Source organism: Pikeienuella piscinae, from assembly GCF_011044155.1.
Classification (GTDB): Bacteria; Pseudomonadota; Alphaproteobacteria; order Rhodobacterales; family Rhodobacteraceae; genus Pikeienuella; species Pikeienuella piscinae.
In genome coordinates this window covers 4,002,266-4,018,055 of the sequence record NZ_CP049056.1, presented here as the reverse complement: position 1 = coordinate 4,018,055, position 15,790 = coordinate 4,002,266, and the positions used below count along the sequence as shown (strand labels likewise).

Genomic DNA, 15,790 nt, shown 5'->3' with positions numbered 1-15,790 from the left:
TCAATGCGTTGCCCCCCTTATCGCGTGCGATAACGCACGCGGCGCCACGTTTTTCCCCACTGAAAGCCGCGCTGGACGGGCCGCGCCGCCCGCTCCATGCTCCGCCTCATGCAGGGGGTGATCGAGATTCCGATCTGGCTGGCGGTGATCGGCGGGCTCGCGGCCGGGGTGGCGATTCTCGACCGCGTCCTCGCGCCCTCGTTCCGCTGGTATTTCCGCCGGCGTTTCGAGCGGGCGGTCGAACGGCTGAACCGGCGGCTCTCGCTCCACATCCGCCCCTTCGTGCTGATGCGGCGGAGCTTCCTGATCGGGCGACTCACCCATGACCCGGAGGTGATGCGCGCGGTCGAGGCCCATGTCCGGAAGACCGGGATGCCGCGCGACATCGCCTTTCGCCAGGTCGAGGAATACGCCAAGGAGATTACGCCAAGTTTTTCCGCGATGGTCTATTTCGGGCTCGGCGCGCGGGTCAGCCGCTGGATCACGAACTGGCTCTACCACGTCCGCTTCGGGGCGCTCGACCGGCGCGCGCTGGCGAAGATCGATCCGGACGCGGCGGTGATCTTCGTCATCAACCACCGCTCGAATGTCGACTATCTCCTCGTCACCCATCTCGCCTCGGACTCCGTCACGATCTCCTACGCGGTCGGCGAATGGGCGCGGGTTTGGCCGCTCTCGCGCGTGATCCGCGGCATGGGGGCCTATTTCATCCGCCGGCGTGAGCGCGACGGGCTCTACCGGGCGGTGCTCAGGCGCTACGTCCAGATGGCGGCCGAGGGCGGCGTCACCCAGGCGATCTTTCCCGAGGGCGGGCTCTCGCGCGACGGCGCGCTCGGCCCGCCCAAGCTCGGCCTCCTCTCCTATATCCTCGAAGGGTTCGATCCGGCCGGGGCGCGCGACGTGGTCTTCGTCCCCGTCGGCCTCAATTACGACCGCGTGCTGGAGGACAGAATCCTGCTCGGCGCGGAGGGAGAGCATGGCGCGGGGCGCTTCGACATCCGCCCCTTCCGCGCCTTCCGCTTTCTCGCCGCGCATGCTCTGGGGCGGCTGACCGGCGCGACGAAGCGTTTCGGCTACGCCAGCGTCGGTTTCGGCGCGCCGCTTTCGCTTCGCGACTGGATCGCGCAGCACGCGCCCGGGGTCACGCCGCTGGGCGCCGAACTGATCCGCCGGATCGGCGCGGTGACGCCCGTCCTCCCGGTCGCGCTTGTCGCCGCGGCGCTCCTCGACGCCAAGCACCCGACGCCGCGCGCCGCGTTGGAAGCGCGGGCGCGGGCGCTCGCCAAAACGGTGCAGGGCGCTGGCGCGCATCTGCACCTGCCGCAAGACACCATCGAATCGGCGATCGAATCGGGCCTCCGGGCGCTGATGTTGCGCCGCCTGGTGATCGAGGCCGCGGGCGAGATCCGGCCCGCGCCGGATGAGACCCGTCTGCTGGAGTTCTACGCGCGCTCCATCGCGCACCTGCGGCCTTGACGAAACGGCGGGCGCAGGCGGCCGCGCCAAAAGAAAAGCGGCCCCACGCGGGGGCCGCTCCATGCGCCGAAACGCCGTTACGGACTATGCCGTCGCGCGACGCCGCGAGACGAAACCGAGAAACGCCAGCCCGCCTAGGAACAGAGGCAGCGCCGCCGGAAGCGGCACCGCGGAGATCGTCATGTCAGTGCTGAGATTGAGCTGCGCCTGCGTGACGTTCCGCTCCGCGTAGAAGACGTCGAACGCGTAGTTCTGCCCGCTGACGAGACCGAGCAGCATCAGGTCCGCAGCGGAGAACGAATCGCTCGCCGGCGAATGGACGCCCGCCAGCTCCAGCACCAGCTTGTTGTCGACGAAGATCCAGAGATCGTCGTCGGAGGAGGCGCTGAACGTGTCGCCGTCCTCGAAGCTGAGCAGGCCGCCGAACTGAAGCGTGAACAGGTAGTTGTTGCTCCCGGCCGGGAAAAACTGCGATCCTGGCGTCGAAGCGGCGCCGTCGAAGCTCTGCACGCCGCCGGATTCGCTGAATACCACGTCGTACGGACTGGCGACGCCGCCGGTCCACCATTCATTGTAATCGTCGTGCGTGGTGAAATTCACCGGCGGATTCGTCCGGTCGCCCTCCACGAAGATCGGCGACGGGGCCGCGCCGGTGAGAGCAGAAGACACCACCTGCCCATCCGCCAGCAGCCCGAACGGCGTGCCCTGCCCAAAATTCGGATGGGTGTTATCGAAATCCCTGACCGTGCCGCCAAGCGTCAACGCCGAGGCCACACCGGCCGAAAGGACGAGCCCCGCAGTGACGGTGACTGGAAACAAGAACACACTGCGCATCACATCACCTCCACATTGAAAAACGTGAGGTGATCATTGGGTGAGTTTAATTAAAACTCAACGTGAAAATCCACTCTAGCATGATCGGAACCCCAACACTTGCAAAATATCATACGCGCGACCGCCACGCGCCTAACGTATAACTTGCAAATTTGATTAAAATTATACTTATGGTGGATAATCCGTGCCATCCGTGCTGTTCCGCTGCACTGCACAATCGCACTTGCGCTCAAATCGCGATAATGTAATTAGCAACATAGGTCGAATTTTGAACGAATCTTGCGCTCCATATCTGGCGCGCGGAAGGTGCAGGAGACAGCACATGGCCCTCGACGCCCCGGTGAAGGATCTCTACGAGATTGGTGAAATCCCTCCGCTCGGCCATGTCCCGGCCGAAATGCGCGCCTGGACGATCCGGCGCGAACGGCACGGCGAGCCCGACAAATCCTTCCAACTCGAAGTGGTGCCGACGCCGAAACCCGACAGCAACGAGGTGCTGGTTCTCGTGATGGCGGCGGGAGTGAATTACAATGGCGTCTGGGCCGGACTCGGCACGCCGATCTCGCCCTTCGACGTCCATGGCGCGGATTTCCACATCGCCGGCTCTGACGCCGCCGGGATCGTCTGGGCGGTCGGTGACAAGGTGAAGCGCTGGAAGGTCGGCGACGAGGTGGTGATCCACTGCAACCAGGACGACGGCGACGACGAGGAATGCAACGGCGGCGACCCGATGTTCTCACCCTCGCAACGCATCTGGGGGTACGAGACGCCGGACGGCAGTTTCGCGCAGTTCACCTGCGTCCAGTCCCAGCAACTGATGGAGCGCCCTGCGCACCTGACCTGGGAGGAAAGCGCCTGCTACACGCTGACCCTCGCCACCGCCTACCGGATGCTGTTCGGCCACCGGCCGCATATCCTCAAGCCGGGCGACAACGTGCTGGTCTGGGGCGCTTCGGGCGGGCTTGGCTCCTACGCCATCCAGTTGATCAACGCCGCCGGGGCGAACGCCATCGGCGTGATCTCGGACGAGGACAAGCGCGAGTTCGTGCTCGGCCTCGGCGCCAGGGGCGTGCTGAACCGCAAGGATTTCAACTGCTGGGGCGAGATGCCGACGGTGAACACGCCGGAATACAAGACCTGGTTCGGCGAGGTGCGGAAGTTCGGCAAGGCGATCTGGGACATCACCGGCAAGGGCGTCAATGTCGACATGGTGTTTGAGCATCCCGGCCAGGCGACGTTCCCGGTCTCGGTCTTCGTCGTCAAGCGCGGCGGCATGGTGGTGATCTGCGCGGGCACCACGGGCTATAACCTAACGATGGACGCGCGCTATCTCTGGATGCACCAGAAGCGGGTTCAGGGGTCTCATTTCGCCAATCTCAAGCAGGCGAGCGCCGCCAACAAACTGATGCTCGAGCGTCGGCTCGACCCCTGCATGTCGGAGGTCTTCGAATGGAAGGACATTCCCGCAGCGCATATGAAGATGCTCCGCAACGAACACAAACCCGGCAACATGGCGGTGCTGGTCTCTTCGCCGGCGACCGGGTTGCGAACGGTGGAGGATGCGCGCGAGGCATGAGCGACGCGCGGCTGGTGTTGCGCCGTCTTAAGGAACAATAAGGCGTTCGAACGATCCGCCGCGCGGGCGACGGGGAACCGGGGCGCTGAATGCTGAAGGTCGCCAGCTACAATATCCGGAAATGCGTCGGGCTCGACTGGCGCCGCGACCCATTGCGCGTCGCGACCGTCCTCGGTGAACTGAACGCGGACGTGGTGACCCTGCAGGAGGCCGATCGCCGTCTAGGCACGCGGCGCGGAACGCTTCAGGAAGCGAAGCTGGCCGAAGCCGGGCTCCGTTTCGCGGAACTACCCGACTCGGGCGGCAGTCACGGCTGGCACGGCAATGCGATCCTCGTCTCGGACGCCGTCGAAGTGCGAAGCCTGAAGCGAGTGACCCTGCCGTTTCTGGAGCCGCGTGGCGCGCTGATGGCCGAATTGGCCGTCCGCGGCCATTCGTTTCGCGTGATCGGCGCCCATCTCGGGCTCCGGCCGATTAACCGCATCGCGCAGGCCCGCGCGATACTGGAAGCGCTCGACGCGGAGGATGATGACGCCTACGAAGTCGTCATGGGTGATTTCAACGAGTGGCGCACGCGACGCGGCTGCGCGGAGATCCTGTCGCGGCGCCTCAGACAGGCGCCGACACGGGCCTCGTTTCACGCCTCGCGCCCCGTCGCGCGTCTCGACCGGATTTTCGCCTCCACCGCGCTCCGCTTTCGCCGATGCGGCGTTCACCGCTCTGCGCTTGCGCGTGACGCGTCGGACCACCTGCCGATATGGGCCGAACTCGCGCCGCGCCGCAGGAAGAAGGAGCCGCCCCGATGATCGCCGCCCTCGGCGCGGCGTTTCTCGCCGTACTCTGGCTCTTCGCGGGGGTTTTCGCGCTGAGGGCGACGCGCACGGCGCGTACGCCGCAGGGTTCGGTCGGCTGGGTGGTGTTCCTGCTCACGGCGCCGATCATCGCCGTCCCCGCCTATCTCTTTCTCGGGCACACCCGCTATCCCGGCTATATTTCGATGCGGCGGGAATCCGAACGCGTCGTCGCCGCGCTCGATGCGCAGCGTGCAGCGCATGGCGGTTCGGTCGGAACGCTGACCGAACGCGGCGCGACCCGGGCGCGCGCGTTCGAGCAATTGGCGCATATGCCGATCGTCGCCGGCAACGAATACCGGATCCTCGTCGATGGCGCCGCGACGTTCGGCGCGATCTTCGAGGCGATCGAGGCGGCGAAGGAATACATCGTCGCCTGCTACTATATCATACGCGACGACCAACTCGGCCGCGCGTTCGCCGAACTCCTCATTCGCCGCGCCCGCGACGGGGTCAAGGTGCGCTTGCTTTACGATGCGATCGGCAGCGCCAGCCTCCCCGACGCCTATATCGACCGACTGCGCGCGGCAGGCGTGGAGGTGCGCAACTTCCACGCCATCAGACGCCCGCGAAACCCGTTCCAGCTCAATTTTCGCAATCACCGGAAGATCGTCATCGTCGACGGCGCGGTCGGATTCGTCGGCGGGCTCAACGTCGGTGACGAATACATGGGCCGCGACCCCGAATTCGGACATTGGCGCGACACGCATTTGATGCTGCGCGGCCCTGCGGTCGCGCAGCTCCAGCTGGTATTCATGGAAGACTGGCACTGGTCGAGCGACGAGACGCCCGATCTTGTATGGACCGCGGCGCCTGTCGAGGGCGGCGCGGACGCGCTGATCCTCGCGCCCGGTCCCGCGGATCCGATGGAGACAGGCAGCCTCTATTTTCTCAACGTCATCGGTGGCGCGACCAAGCGGCTCTGGATCGCCTCGCCCTATTTCGTTCCGGACACCGACACGCTCTCGGCGCTGAAACTCGCCGCGCTTCGCGGAGTTGACGTGCGCATATTGCTGCCTGCGAAAAAAGATCACCTGACCGTCTGGCTCGCCGCCTACGCCTATTTTGACGAAATGCGCGCGGCCGGCGTGCGCATCTGGCGCTATCGTGACGGATTCATGCATCAGAAGGCGCTAGTCGTGGACGAGAGGATCGCGTCGATCGGTACGATCAATCTCGACATCCGTTCCTGCAGGCTGAACTTCGAGGTGACTGCGCTGCTATTCGGCGAAGAGCCGGCGCAGGAGGTCGCGCGAATGCTGGAGGCGGATTTCAAGGCCGCCGACCCCTACGAAATCCGGCTCGAGAACGCGACGCCGTTGAAGCGTCATGGCGCGCCGATCGCCCGCCTCTTCGCGCCGCTGCTTTGACGCGCGCCCGGCGCTTCCAATATCCAGCCGCGCCGCCTATCGTCGTCCCCGCCAGCAGCGGAGCGCCGCCCATGCCCACCCCCACCCCCGGACCGCGCCCTGGCGCGGCCCTCCAGACCATCGCCATGCCGGCGGACACCAACGCCAATGGCGATATATTTGGCGGCTGGCTGATGGGGCAGATGGATCTCGGCGCGTCGGTCCTCGCGCGATCGCTCGCCGGGGGGCGTGTCGCGACGGTCGCGGTCAGCGAAATGCGCTTTCACCACCCGGTGCGGGTCGGCGACGTGGTCTCCATCTTTCCAACCGTCGCGGAACTCGGCCGCACATCAATGACGCTGGATGTGGAGGTCCGAATATTCAACGCGGAGAACGGCGATGAACGGCGGGTGGCCGAAACGCGGATGATCTTCGTCGCCATCGACCGGGACGGGAAGCCGCGCCCCCTGCCGGTCGACTAAGAACTCCCCAATCACGATGCGCCTTGAACCCATTGACCCGACAGCGCTTCATCGCGCCCGCCGTCATTGTCGCGGCCAATTCGCGCCACTTCGGGGCGCGTTGCTGAACGTGAACAAGGCCGCGGCCTTCTCGCCCGTCTCGACATGTCGGCCGCAGGTATAGGGAAGCGTATGAAATTCTCCGAAGACCAGAGCCGGGCGCGGGACGCGATCGTGACGCGGCTCCGCGCCGCCGGGGTCGACCTCGCCTCGGGCGAGTTGGGTCCGGCGCCGCGCGAAGGACCGGCGGCGGCGCTCGCGGTGCTCGGCAAGGCGGGCTCCGGCAAGACCGCGCTCCTGGTCGATATCGCCGGAGCGCTGGCGGAGGCCGGGCTTGAGCCGGTCGGCGGCGACTACGAGCCGCGCCGCGCCCGCGGCAGGCGGAGCTTCGCGGTGCTGGCGCCGACCAACAAGGCGGCCTCGGTGCTTCGGGCCCGCAAGGTTCCGGCGACGACGCTGCATCGCATTCTCTATATTCCCGTCTACGACCCCGAATTCGAGAAGATCGCCAAATGGCTGACGACGACCGGCGCGCCCAGGCCCGCTGTCGAAGGTCTTGACGATGCGATGCTCGACCGGATCAAGAACTTCTACGACATGCACGACTCGGTTCCCGGCGCGATGGCGATCGCCGGGCTTTCCGGCTCCGATTTCATCACCGGCTGGACACGGCGCGAAGAACCTCTTGACGTCGCGCTGGTCGACGAGGCTTCGATGCTCGACGAGCGGCAGTTCGAGGATTTGACGGAGATATTCTCGACGCTCATCCTTTTTGGCGACCCGGCGCAGCTCGCCCCGGTCGGGCAGTCCGGCTCGATGGTGTTCGAGAAACTTCCCGAGGCCTCGAAACCGATGCTGAGCCGGATTCACCGGCAAAGCGCGGACAATCCGATCCTCGATCTCGCCCACGCGCTGCGCGACGGTATCGGCTTCGAGGATTTCGAGGCCGAGGTGGAGGCGGCGGCGCTGAAGGACGGACGCATCGTGATCGCGCCGCGCGCCGATCCGGACCTGATGGCGCGGGCGCCGATGCTGGTCTGGCGGAACGCGACGCGGCTTCGGTTGATTCAGGCGTTCCGCACCGCCCACGGCGCGCCCGAAACCGCGCTCCTGCCCGGCGAACCGCTGATCTGCGACGGGATCGAGTTGCCGCTCAAGCACCGCAAGAAGCGGATCGACCTCGAGGCGCGCGGCCTGATCAAGGGCGCGCAGGCGATCTATCTCGGACCGGGCAAGCGCGCCGGCTTCGCCCGGCTGCATATCGTCGGGGCCGAGGCGCCGACTGTGGGCGCCGCCGCGATCATCAAGATCGAGGCGCCGGGACGCGACGAGCCGATCATCGCCTCTGCGGCGCGCATGGGAGCCGCCTTCGTTCACGGCGCGGCGACGACGATCCACAAGGCGCAGGGCTCGCAATGGCCCGCTGTCCAGGTCTTCGCCCCGGATCTCTACGCCGCAGCCGGATCGGGACGGAACGAGGCCGGGATCCCGCTCTGGCGCCGCCTCGCGTATGTCGCGGTGACGCGCGCGGAGGAGCGACTGATCTGGGTCCGCCGCTACGCGATGGCGCGGCCGGCGCGGGCGCTCGGCGTCGCCGACCTGGGCTGACCGCTCGTCGCATTGACCCCGAGGAGCGATGCGCGGAAGGTGCGCCCCGGATTTGAAAGGAGCGCGAAGCGAATGAAGACCTCACGGCTGATCGCGGTCGGCGCCGTCGGCGTCGCCGCGCTCTGGACCGCCGGCTGGTTCGCCGGCCGATCGCTCTATGTGGAGCCGGAGGCGCAACGGGTCGTGGACAAGCTTCGCGCCGGCGACATCTTCTTCACCTACGAGCGGCGCACGATCGGCGGTTTCCCGGTCGCCTACGATGTCGCCTACGAGGGGGTTTCTCTCTCGAGCGCTTCGACGCTCTGGCGCTGGTCCCTGCCGCGCCTGAGCGTCGGTTCCGGTCTCGTGGACTCGGGCGTGGTCACGCTCCGCCCGGCGTCGGAAAGCAAGCTGATCATCGAATCCGCGGCGCTTAGCGGACAGGACGGCGCCGAGCCGGTGGTCTTCGACATCCGTGTCGATGCGCCCCTGATCACGCTCACCGGAGATGACGAACAGGCGGCGGTCATGCTCCGCGCAAGCGGGTTGAGCGCGAAACAGACCGCCGGCGACGCGCCGCTCTCAGACGCTCGCATTCAGTTGGACGAGCTTGCGCTCGACGCCAGGCTCGCGGGCGCCGGGAAAGACGGCAAGCTGACCGCCACCGCGCTGGAGATCGCCTACACCTTCTCGCCCGACATGGTGAGCGAGACGAGCACAACGATAAACGTCGCCGACCTCGCCATCGGCTTCACCGGCGAGGCGCTCGACGCGGCGGACTTCGCCGAGTTCGTCTCTCGCGACGGCGCCGCCCGGGCGACGATCGCGACCGGCCGCTACGAGATCGCCAGCGCCGGATCGGGCGGGCCGAGCCAGCCGCCCTACGAGCTGGAATTCGGCGCCGGATCGAGCGAGACGATAGCCTCGATCCGGGAGGGGCGCGCGCGCTACGAGATCGATTCCACCGAACTCCTCTATGCGATGGAGCGCGACCCGCCCGCCGGCGGAGCGACGGTGGACGCCTTCTCGATGATGCTCGACATGCCAATCCGGCGCGGCGCGGCGCCCTACCAGTTGACGCTCTCGGTCGACGGCGTGAAGCCGGACGACGCATTCTGGAGCGTGACGGACGCGACCGGATCGCTTCCCCGCACGCCGATGGCGCTGAATCTGGAGTTCGCGGGTACGGCGCGAATCCTCGCCGATCTCGGGGGGCAGAGCTTCAATCAGCCGCCGATCGATGTGGAGACGCTGGAGATCCGCGCATTCCGAGCCGAAGGCATGGGGCTGCTGGCGGAGGCGACCGGCGCGCTCGACATCGCCGGCGACGCGTCGATGCCGGATGGCGACCTGTCGCTCGACCTGACGGGCGCGCTGGCGCTGATCGGCGATCTCGCCGAGGCCAGCTTGATTCCGGAAGAGGTGGCGCGGGTCTATACCGGCGTGGCGCTCGAATACGGGCGAAAGGGCGAAGGCGAGGACCACCTGCTCGCCGATATCCATGTCTCGAACGGGGCGATGACGATCAACGGGCGGCCGTTGCAATAGGCGCGGAGTCGGGCGTCTGCACCGGCCCCATCGCTTCAGTGACACGCCGAAGCTCTGTCAGCAGTTCGAGCAGCCGTTCCATTCGCGCCGTTCCGAAGGCGTCCTCGATCTCGCGGTAGATCGCCTCCGACGTGATCGCCATGTCTGCGTAGAGCGCCCGGCCCGCTTCGGTCAGTTCAACCGCGTGCCGGCGGCCGTCCGCCACTTTCGCGGCCCGGATCAGGCCCTTTCCTCTGAGCGCGCGGAAGATCCGCGTCAGCGACGGCGGCAGGATCACGCAACGCCCGGCGAGAGTTTTCGAATCGAGCGGGCCGCTATCGGCCAGAGCCCTGATCACCCGCCATTGCTGGATCGTCAGCCCATGCGCGTCGACATGCGGCTTGAACCGCCGCATCGTCGCCTCCCGCGCCCGCAACAGCGCGATCGGCAGCGATTTTTCGAACTGTCTGAGTCCGCCTGCAGGTTCCGTCATGCCGACCTCCGACCGCGAGATACGTAGCATGTTAAGAAATCGCTTTCAAATGAAAGCAACTTCACCGATGCGTCAGTCCCTCCGCGCGCGGAGTAAAACGGCGCCATCGGCCGATTTCAGGTTCAGCGCTCCGGTCGGGTTGATGTCAAAGCCCGCCACGCGCTCCAGCGCCTCTGTGAAACGGCGCTCCTGGTTCATCAGCGCCTCCGGGCAGGCCATCATCGTCACTGCGGCGCGCCCGAAGGACAGCGTTTCACCCGTCAGGGTGAAATCCGCGCTGAACCGGTTGCACGTCGCGCTGCCCGATGCGCGCCAATCCGCGCCGAACGTGATCGTAGCGTGCGAATTGTCGATAACCCCGGCGCCGCCGATATCCTCCACCAGCCATTCGGCGCCGGTCAACAGATCGAGCGGCGCGCCGCCGCACCCGTCAAGCCGCCGCTCACCGAGTTCGACCACGACCGTCTTTGGGTGAGGCATGCCGGTTGCGAGGTCGCGGCAAATGCTGTTCTCGATCCGAACCGTCGCATCGAGCGCGGCGATGACATAGATTGTCATGTTCCGCCCTTTCTCCGGCGGCGGCAGGACCGCCTCGCGCCGTTCCGCGCCGTAGCCTGTGGTGAGCGCGACACGGTCGCCGGTGAAGGCGATATCCCAACCCGGCTCGACGCCGACCGCACGGAAATTCGGGGCCGCGCCGATTTCGGCGCATTCCGGCAGGGTCTCGCCGCCAACGCTCACCATCGCCGAGGTTCCCTTGAGCCAGATCGAGACGGAAGGATCGCCCTGCGCCTCGTAGCGTGCGCCCGAGCCGGAGCGCGCACGAACAAGGTTCAGCGTCTCGCCGTCCAGAGTCACCTCCGCAGCATCGCCGGTAAACGTCATCTCGATTTCTTTCCCTCCGCAAGAGAACCTGATCGGCGCCGGTGGGCGGATATCGCTCCGAAGCACAATGACGCCCGCGTCATACGCCGCCGATCCGGCGGGGAATTCGATGGGGCCGGCGCTCCAGCGGACCGCGCCATCAACCTCGACAGTCGCGCGGAGCGTCGCCGCCGCGCCCGATGGCGCCTTGAGCGAAAACGCCAGCGGAACCTGCCGGCCATTCGTCCGACGCCTGAGCCCGGCGAAGAACTCTCCGTCGGCGTCCCGGATCTCGACCGATAAAACGGCGTTCCCGGGCAATGCGATCCGCTCGCGATAGGCGGCGGCGCCTTCGACCATGCGCGCTCCCTCGGCGACGGCGGCGCCGGCGAGCCCAGTCAGGACCGCGACAATCAGCAATTTTAGCATGGCGAGTTCCCGCGAATGGCGTATCGACTGGATTCTATGCCCCGCAGCGGCGCCGGACAACGCGAGTGATGCTGGCGCCCATATCGCGCGCGCAAGCGCCCCCCTCCAAGAGGGCGCTGAAGGACAATCGGGCGCTGATGTGGAGCGCGCCGCGAAGATCGTTCTTCAACAAGCGCAGAGAATGTCGATCCTGAAGCGATTGAAGACAATCGCGGCGCCACAACTGCGAAACCACCCGACGCGGCGCCGAGGCCAAGTGAGGGGATTGCGGTCCTCCTCCAGAGGTTCGGCCCGCATCTCCGCCTCGGCTCGATCCCTCCCTAGCGAGCCGGCGCCCTCGGCGGATGTCGCGCGCGATCTACGCCCTCCGGCGTCACGATCCCGCGGGTTCAGACCGCCGGCGTCTTACGCAGTTCAGCGGCCCGTGCGCCGCGCCGGAAGCGAGAACCGAAGAATCTTCCGGGCTGAGTAGCGCCAAATGCGGCGGCGGGCTCGCGGCCCCTTTCATCCCCGCGCGCGGTGGCTATTGTGCGCCCGACGCTGATTGGACGGGAACATGAGCGGACTGACGCCGGAAGCAAGACACGACCGCGCGCTCCGCGACGCGTTCGGCGCCTTCATGACGGGCGTCACCATCGTCACCACGATCGACGCCGCCGGCGCGCCGGTCGGACTGACGGCGAACGCCTTTACCTCGGTTTCGCTAGACCCGCCGCTGGTTCTGGTGTGCATCTCGCGTCGGTCGCTCAGTCTGTCGGCGTTCCAGCGCTCAGGCGGTTTCGCGGTCAATATCCTTGCGGACGATCAGCAATCGCTTTCAGACCGCTTCGCACGGCGCACGGAGGACCGGTTCAGCGGTGTCGAGTGGCGCCCCGGCCCGGTGGGCGGGCCGGTGCTCGCCGGTGTCTGCGGCTGGTTCGACTGCCGGCTGCATGACCAGTTGGCCGCCGGCGACCATATGATCCTGATTGGGCGGGTCTCCGGGTTCGACCATAACAGCCAGCGCCCGCTCGGCTATTCGCGTGGAGATTATTTTTCACTCGACACCGACCCCGCGCCCTGAGCCGCAACGGACGCACATTGTCGCCAGCCGGTTTCAATCGCGGTCGATGCGCATCGCGAGCGCCTCGATCCAGTCGGGCGCGTCGCGCGCATCCACTTCCGCCTCGCGCACGAGCCCGTCGAAATGCGCGGCGAGACTTCTCACCCGGTCGAGCGAGCGGAACGCCAGATAGATCCGCCCGACATAGATAACGCCGATCATCGTCCCGAACACCGTAACCGGCGCGCTGAAGACCCGGCGCGCGTCGAAGAGATGAAGACGCAGCGCAGGAAACCAGGCGCGCGCATCCTCGGCCAACGAGAGAAGCTGACGCCGGCGCATCCCTGCCGCCAGCCCTTCATAATAGCCGGCGCCGGCGGCGCAGGCTTTCAGCTCCGCCGTCGGCATCGCGACCTCATAGTCCGAAGGTTCGCCGCGCAAGAGCCGCAAACGGTCCTGCATCGCGCCGACCGCCTGATCCGGCGTCTTGCCGAGCGTGCGTTGATACTCCCAGCGCAACATTTCCTCCGTCTTCAGCATGTCGGGCAGGGTCGAGGGCACATGGCGGATCTTTCGGCCCGCCGCCTCCCGATGCCAGCGCAGCAACTGATCATCGGACACGGTGCGCGCGGCTTCGGTGATGGTGACGGCTGCGGCGATGACGTCGCCCGGCCGCTCCGGCTCGTCGGTGAGGCCGAGAAGCCAGTCCGAACTGACGCCGAGCGCTGCGGCGAGCCCGGCGACAAGATGCCCGCCGGGGAGACGAGCGCCGTCGGCCGAGAGAAGCTGCGCGATGGTGGAGCGGTCCACGCCCGCACGGCGCGCCAGCGCGCTCCGGTTGACCCCGCCGCGCGCCATCGCTTCCACGAGGCGGACGCGAAAGAGCGCGGCGCGATCCCGTTTGTCCACTTTTTGCCTCCTTTGGCGATTTTTATCATCAAATATAAGATTTGCACCACTATGTTCAGAATCGCGAGCGACCCGTCGGCGACGTAGACATCCTTTCGAGTGGACGGGAAGGAGCGATTCATGGACAGCACGCAGCGGACCCTGGCGAAAACTTGCACCTGGCAGATTTCCGGCCTGATCGTGATGACGCTGGTCACCTACGCGGTCACCGGATCGCTCATCGAGGGCGGCACGGTCGCCCTGATCGGAACCGTGCTCGGCGCGTTCAGCTACGCCATTCACGAACGGCTCTGGGCGCAGGTGCGCTGGGGTCGGCTCAACCGGCCCTGAAGGGTTGCGCGAATACCGCGGATATCAAGCCGGCTCGCGTTCAGTCTTCGGAGGGCTCCAGCGTGATGAGGATCGCGCCTTCCTCGACCTGATCGCCGGCGGCGGCGGCGACCGCCGCGATGACGCCGGCGCGCGGGGCCTTCAGCGTATGCTCCATCTTCATGGCTTCGAGAACGCAGAGCGGCGCACCCAACTCCACCGTGGCGCCCGCCTCCGCCATCATGGATTTCACCAGGCCCGGCATCGGTGAGAGCACCATGTCGCCGCCTGTCGCGGCGTCGGAGCCGGCCGCGAGCATGTCGGGAACCGAGAACCCGTGCGCCGCGCCATCCATGAAGATCGTGACTGCGCCGCCATGCCGCACCGCGCGGGCGGCGAAGACGCGGTCGCCGTCATCAACCCGTAACGCGTCACCGTTACGGCGAACCGAGAGCGAGATCACAGCGTCATCGTCTGCGACCGTAAATTCGTCGCCCGCGACTTCGATTCGAAGGAGCGCGCCATCGAGGCGCGCCAGCGCGCGCGCCGGACCCCAGAGCCGAAACCCGTCGCGCCGCTCCCATGCTGGTCCCGAAGCGGCGGGAAGGCCGAGCGCCGCAAGCGCCGCAAGCGCCCGCGCAGCAGGCGGAACCGGCGGCGGCGCGGTCAGTTCGGCGGCGTCGCGTTCGATCAGGCCGGTATCAACCTCGCCGTTCATGAAGCCCGCATGCCCGGCGAGGCGGGCGAGAAAGGCGATATTGGTGACGGAGCCGGCGACCTCCGTCGCCTCCAGCGCGGCGCGAAGACACGCAAGCGCCTCGGCCCGGTCGGCGCCGTGGGTCACGATCTTGGCGATCATCGGGTCGTAATAGGGGCTGATCTCGTCGCCCGCCCGGACGCCGGTCTCGATCCGGGTGCCTTCCGGAAATTTCAGGTGGTCCAACCGGCCGGTGGCGGGCAGGAAGCCCCTCGCAGCGTCCTCGGCGTAAAGCCGGGCCTCGAAGGCCCAGCCGTCGATCTTCAACTCGTCTTGCGTCATCGGCAGCGGCGCGCCGGCGGCGACGCGGAGCTGCCATTCGACCAGATCGACGCCGGTGATCGCCTCTGTCACCGGATGCTCGACCTGCAGGCGGGTGTTCATCTCCATGAACCAGAACCCGTCGGGACGGAGCCCATCCGCGCCATCGACGATGAATTCGATGGTGCCGGCCCCGGAATAGCCGATCGTCTTCGCCGCTTTCACCGCTGCCGCGCCCATCGCGTCGCGGACCCCGGCGGTCATGCCCGGCGCCGGCGCTTCCTCGATCACCTTCTGGTGACGGCGCTGCAGGGAGCAATCGCGCTCGAACAGATGGATCGCGTCGCCGTGATTGTCGCCAAAAACCTGAATTTCGATATGGCGCGGCGAGAGAATGTATTTTTCGATCAAGACCGCGCCGTCGCCGAAACTGGCCTCGCCCTCGGACGACGCCGACGCGAGCGCGGCCCTGAACTCCGCCGGATCATCGACCCGCCGCATCCCCTTGCCGCCGCCGCCGGCGCGGGCCTTGATAAGCACCGGATAGCCGATCTTCTCAGCCTCGGCGGCGAGGAAGTCCGCATCCTGTTCGGCCCCGTGATAGCCGGGAACGACGGGCACCCCGGCTTCCTCCATCAACTTCTTGGCGGCGTCCTTCAGTCCCATGGCGCGGATCGCGCTCGACGACGGACCGATGAAGACGAGGCCGGCCGCCCCCACCGCGTCGACAAAATCCGGGTTTTCGGACAGGAACCCGAAGCCGGGATGAATCGCCTTCGCCCCAGTCGCCTTCGCCGCCGCGATGATGACGTCGCCCTTCAGGTAACTCTCGCCAACTGGCGCCGCGCCGATTCTGACCGCCTCATCCGCCATCGAAACATGGAGCGAACGCGCGTCGGCGTCGGAATAGACCGCGACGGTCGCGACGCCCATGCGGCGCGCGGTGCGGATGACCCGGCAGGCGATTTCGCCGCGATTGGCGATGAGAATTTTCGAGAACATCGG

The 15,790-nt window shown here is 66.8% G+C and carries 14 protein-coding genes; 9 read left to right on the top strand and 5 right to left on the bottom strand.

Annotation, left to right across the window (positions count from 1 at the left end):
* The first annotated feature begins 96 nt into the window (after window positions 1-96).
* Window positions 97-1,476 carry a 1-acyl-sn-glycerol-3-phosphate acyltransferase gene (locus G5B40_RS19120; protein ID WP_246209645.1) on the top strand — a complete coding sequence of 460 codons (1,380 nt, stop codon included), beginning with the start codon at window positions 97-99 and terminating at the stop codon, window positions 1,474-1,476.
* An 84-nt stretch (window positions 1,477-1,560) separates the two neighbouring features.
* Here the strand turns inward: G5B40_RS19120 and G5B40_RS19115 are convergent, their stop codons facing one another.
* Complete coding sequence (locus G5B40_RS19115; protein WP_165102170.1) at window positions 1,561-2,310, bottom strand: fibro-slime domain-containing protein; 750 nt, start codon at window positions 2,308-2,310, stop codon at window positions 1,561-1,563.
* Between the two features lie 322 nt (window positions 2,311-2,632).
* On the opposite strand from G5B40_RS19115, the gene ccrA reads away from it, so the two are divergent.
* From ccrA to G5B40_RS19085, 6 genes are all read left to right on the top strand, one after another.
* Entirely contained in the window at window positions 2,633-3,886 is a 1,254-nt protein-coding gene (gene ccrA / locus G5B40_RS19110) for a crotonyl-CoA carboxylase/reductase (protein WP_165102167.1), read from the top strand.
* A gap of 89 nt (window positions 3,887-3,975) precedes the next feature.
* Entirely contained in the window at window positions 3,976-4,692 is a 717-nt protein-coding gene (locus G5B40_RS19105) for an endonuclease/exonuclease/phosphatase family protein (protein WP_165102164.1), read from the top strand.
* Window positions 4,689-6,107, top strand: coding sequence for a cardiolipin synthase (gene cls, locus G5B40_RS19100; RefSeq protein ID WP_165102162.1), 1,419 nt, complete (start codon window positions 4,689-4,691; stop codon window positions 6,105-6,107). The genes G5B40_RS19105 and cls overlap by 4 nt, the downstream gene beginning before the upstream one ends.
* A 71-nt stretch (window positions 6,108-6,178) precedes the next feature.
* Window positions 6,179-6,568 (top strand): acyl-CoA thioesterase, encoded by a 390-nt coding sequence (locus G5B40_RS19095; RefSeq protein ID WP_165102160.1) that lies wholly within the window; start codon window positions 6,179-6,181, stop codon window positions 6,566-6,568.
* A 171-nt stretch (window positions 6,569-6,739) separates the two neighbouring features.
* Window positions 6,740-8,215: an ATP-dependent DNA helicase gene (locus G5B40_RS19090; protein WP_425500070.1), complete on the top strand. Its 1,476-nt coding sequence runs from the start codon at window positions 6,740-6,742 to the stop codon at window positions 8,213-8,215.
* Window positions 8,216-8,287: 72 nt separating this feature from the next.
* Complete coding sequence (locus G5B40_RS19085; RefSeq protein ID WP_165102155.1) at window positions 8,288-9,742, top strand: DUF2125 domain-containing protein; 1,455 nt, start codon at window positions 8,288-8,290, stop codon at window positions 9,740-9,742.
* Here the strand turns inward: G5B40_RS19085 and hpaR are convergent.
* On the bottom strand, window positions 9,720-10,214 hold the full coding sequence (gene hpaR, locus G5B40_RS19080) for a homoprotocatechuate degradation operon regulator HpaR (RefSeq protein ID WP_165102151.1): 495 nt from the start codon (window positions 10,212-10,214) through the stop codon (window positions 9,720-9,722). The two genes, G5B40_RS19085 and hpaR, sit on opposite strands and share 23 nt — an antisense overlap.
* Before the next feature lie 72 nt (window positions 10,215-10,286).
* Entirely contained in the window at window positions 10,287-11,507 is a 1,221-nt protein-coding gene (locus G5B40_RS19075) for an META domain-containing protein (protein WP_165102148.1), read from the bottom strand.
* A gap of 556 nt (window positions 11,508-12,063) precedes the next feature.
* Here G5B40_RS19075 and G5B40_RS19070 point away from each other — a divergent pair.
* Window positions 12,064-12,570, top strand: coding sequence for a flavin reductase family protein (locus G5B40_RS19070; RefSeq protein WP_165102145.1), 507 nt, complete (start codon window positions 12,064-12,066; stop codon window positions 12,568-12,570).
* 33 nt (window positions 12,571-12,603) lie between these two features.
* Here G5B40_RS19070 and G5B40_RS19065 read toward each other — a convergent pair whose 3' ends face one another.
* On the bottom strand, window positions 12,604-13,458 hold the full coding sequence (locus G5B40_RS19065; RefSeq protein WP_246209642.1) for a helix-turn-helix domain-containing protein: 855 nt from the start codon (window positions 13,456-13,458) through the stop codon (window positions 12,604-12,606).
* A 120-nt stretch (window positions 13,459-13,578) separates the two neighbouring features.
* Here G5B40_RS19065 and G5B40_RS19060 point away from each other — a divergent pair, with 120 nt between their 5' ends.
* The gene (locus tag G5B40_RS19060; RefSeq protein WP_165102142.1) at window positions 13,579-13,788 is read left to right on the top strand and encodes a DUF2061 domain-containing protein; all 210 of its coding nucleotides are present in this window, start codon (window positions 13,579-13,581) and stop codon (window positions 13,786-13,788) included.
* 40 nt (window positions 13,789-13,828) lie between these two features.
* Here G5B40_RS19060 and G5B40_RS19055 read toward each other — a convergent pair whose 3' ends face one another.
* A complete protein-coding gene (locus G5B40_RS19055; protein ID WP_165102139.1) occupies window positions 13,829-15,787 on the bottom strand; it encodes an ATP-binding protein in 1,959 nt (652 codons plus the stop codon).
* Window positions 15,788-15,790 lie beyond the last annotated feature (3 nt).

Bases quoted from the DNA above. Each gene is read 5' to 3' on its own strand.
- G5B40_RS19070 (WP_165102145.1), top strand. From the start codon at position 12,064: ATGAGCGGACTGACGCCGGAAGCAAGACACGACCGCGCGCTCCGCGAC.
- G5B40_RS19075 (WP_165102148.1), bottom strand. From the start codon at position 11,507: ATGCTAAAATTGCTGATTGTCGCGGTCCTGACTGGGCTCGCCGGCGCC.
- G5B40_RS19090 (WP_425500070.1), top strand. From the start codon at position 6,740: ATGAAATTCTCCGAAGACCAGAGCCGGGCGCGGGACGCGATCGTGACG.
- G5B40_RS19085 (WP_165102155.1), top strand. From the start codon at position 8,288: ATGAAGACCTCACGGCTGATCGCGGTCGGCGCCGTCGGCGTCGCCGCG.
- hpaR (WP_165102151.1), bottom strand. From the start codon at position 10,214: ATGACGGAACCTGCAGGCGGACTCAGACAGTTCGAAAAATCGCTGCCG.
- ccrA (WP_165102167.1), top strand. From the start codon at position 2,633: ATGGCCCTCGACGCCCCGGTGAAGGATCTCTACGAGATTGGTGAAATC.
- G5B40_RS19115 (WP_165102170.1), bottom strand. From the start codon at position 2,310: ATGCGCAGTGTGTTCTTGTTTCCAGTCACCGTCACTGCGGGGCTCGTC.
- G5B40_RS19095 (WP_165102160.1), top strand. From the start codon at position 6,179: ATGCCCACCCCCACCCCCGGACCGCGCCCTGGCGCGGCCCTCCAGACC.
- cls (WP_165102162.1), top strand. From the start codon at position 4,689: ATGATCGCCGCCCTCGGCGCGGCGTTTCTCGCCGTACTCTGGCTCTTC.
- G5B40_RS19055 (WP_165102139.1), bottom strand. From the start codon at position 15,787: ATGTTCTCGAAAATTCTCATCGCCAATCGCGGCGAAATCGCCTGCCGG.
- G5B40_RS19105 (WP_165102164.1), top strand. From the start codon at position 3,976: ATGCTGAAGGTCGCCAGCTACAATATCCGGAAATGCGTCGGGCTCGAC.
- G5B40_RS19060 (WP_165102142.1), top strand. From the start codon at position 13,579: ATGGACAGCACGCAGCGGACCCTGGCGAAAACTTGCACCTGGCAGATT.
- G5B40_RS19120 (WP_246209645.1), top strand. From the start codon at position 97: ATGCTCCGCCTCATGCAGGGGGTGATCGAGATTCCGATCTGGCTGGCG.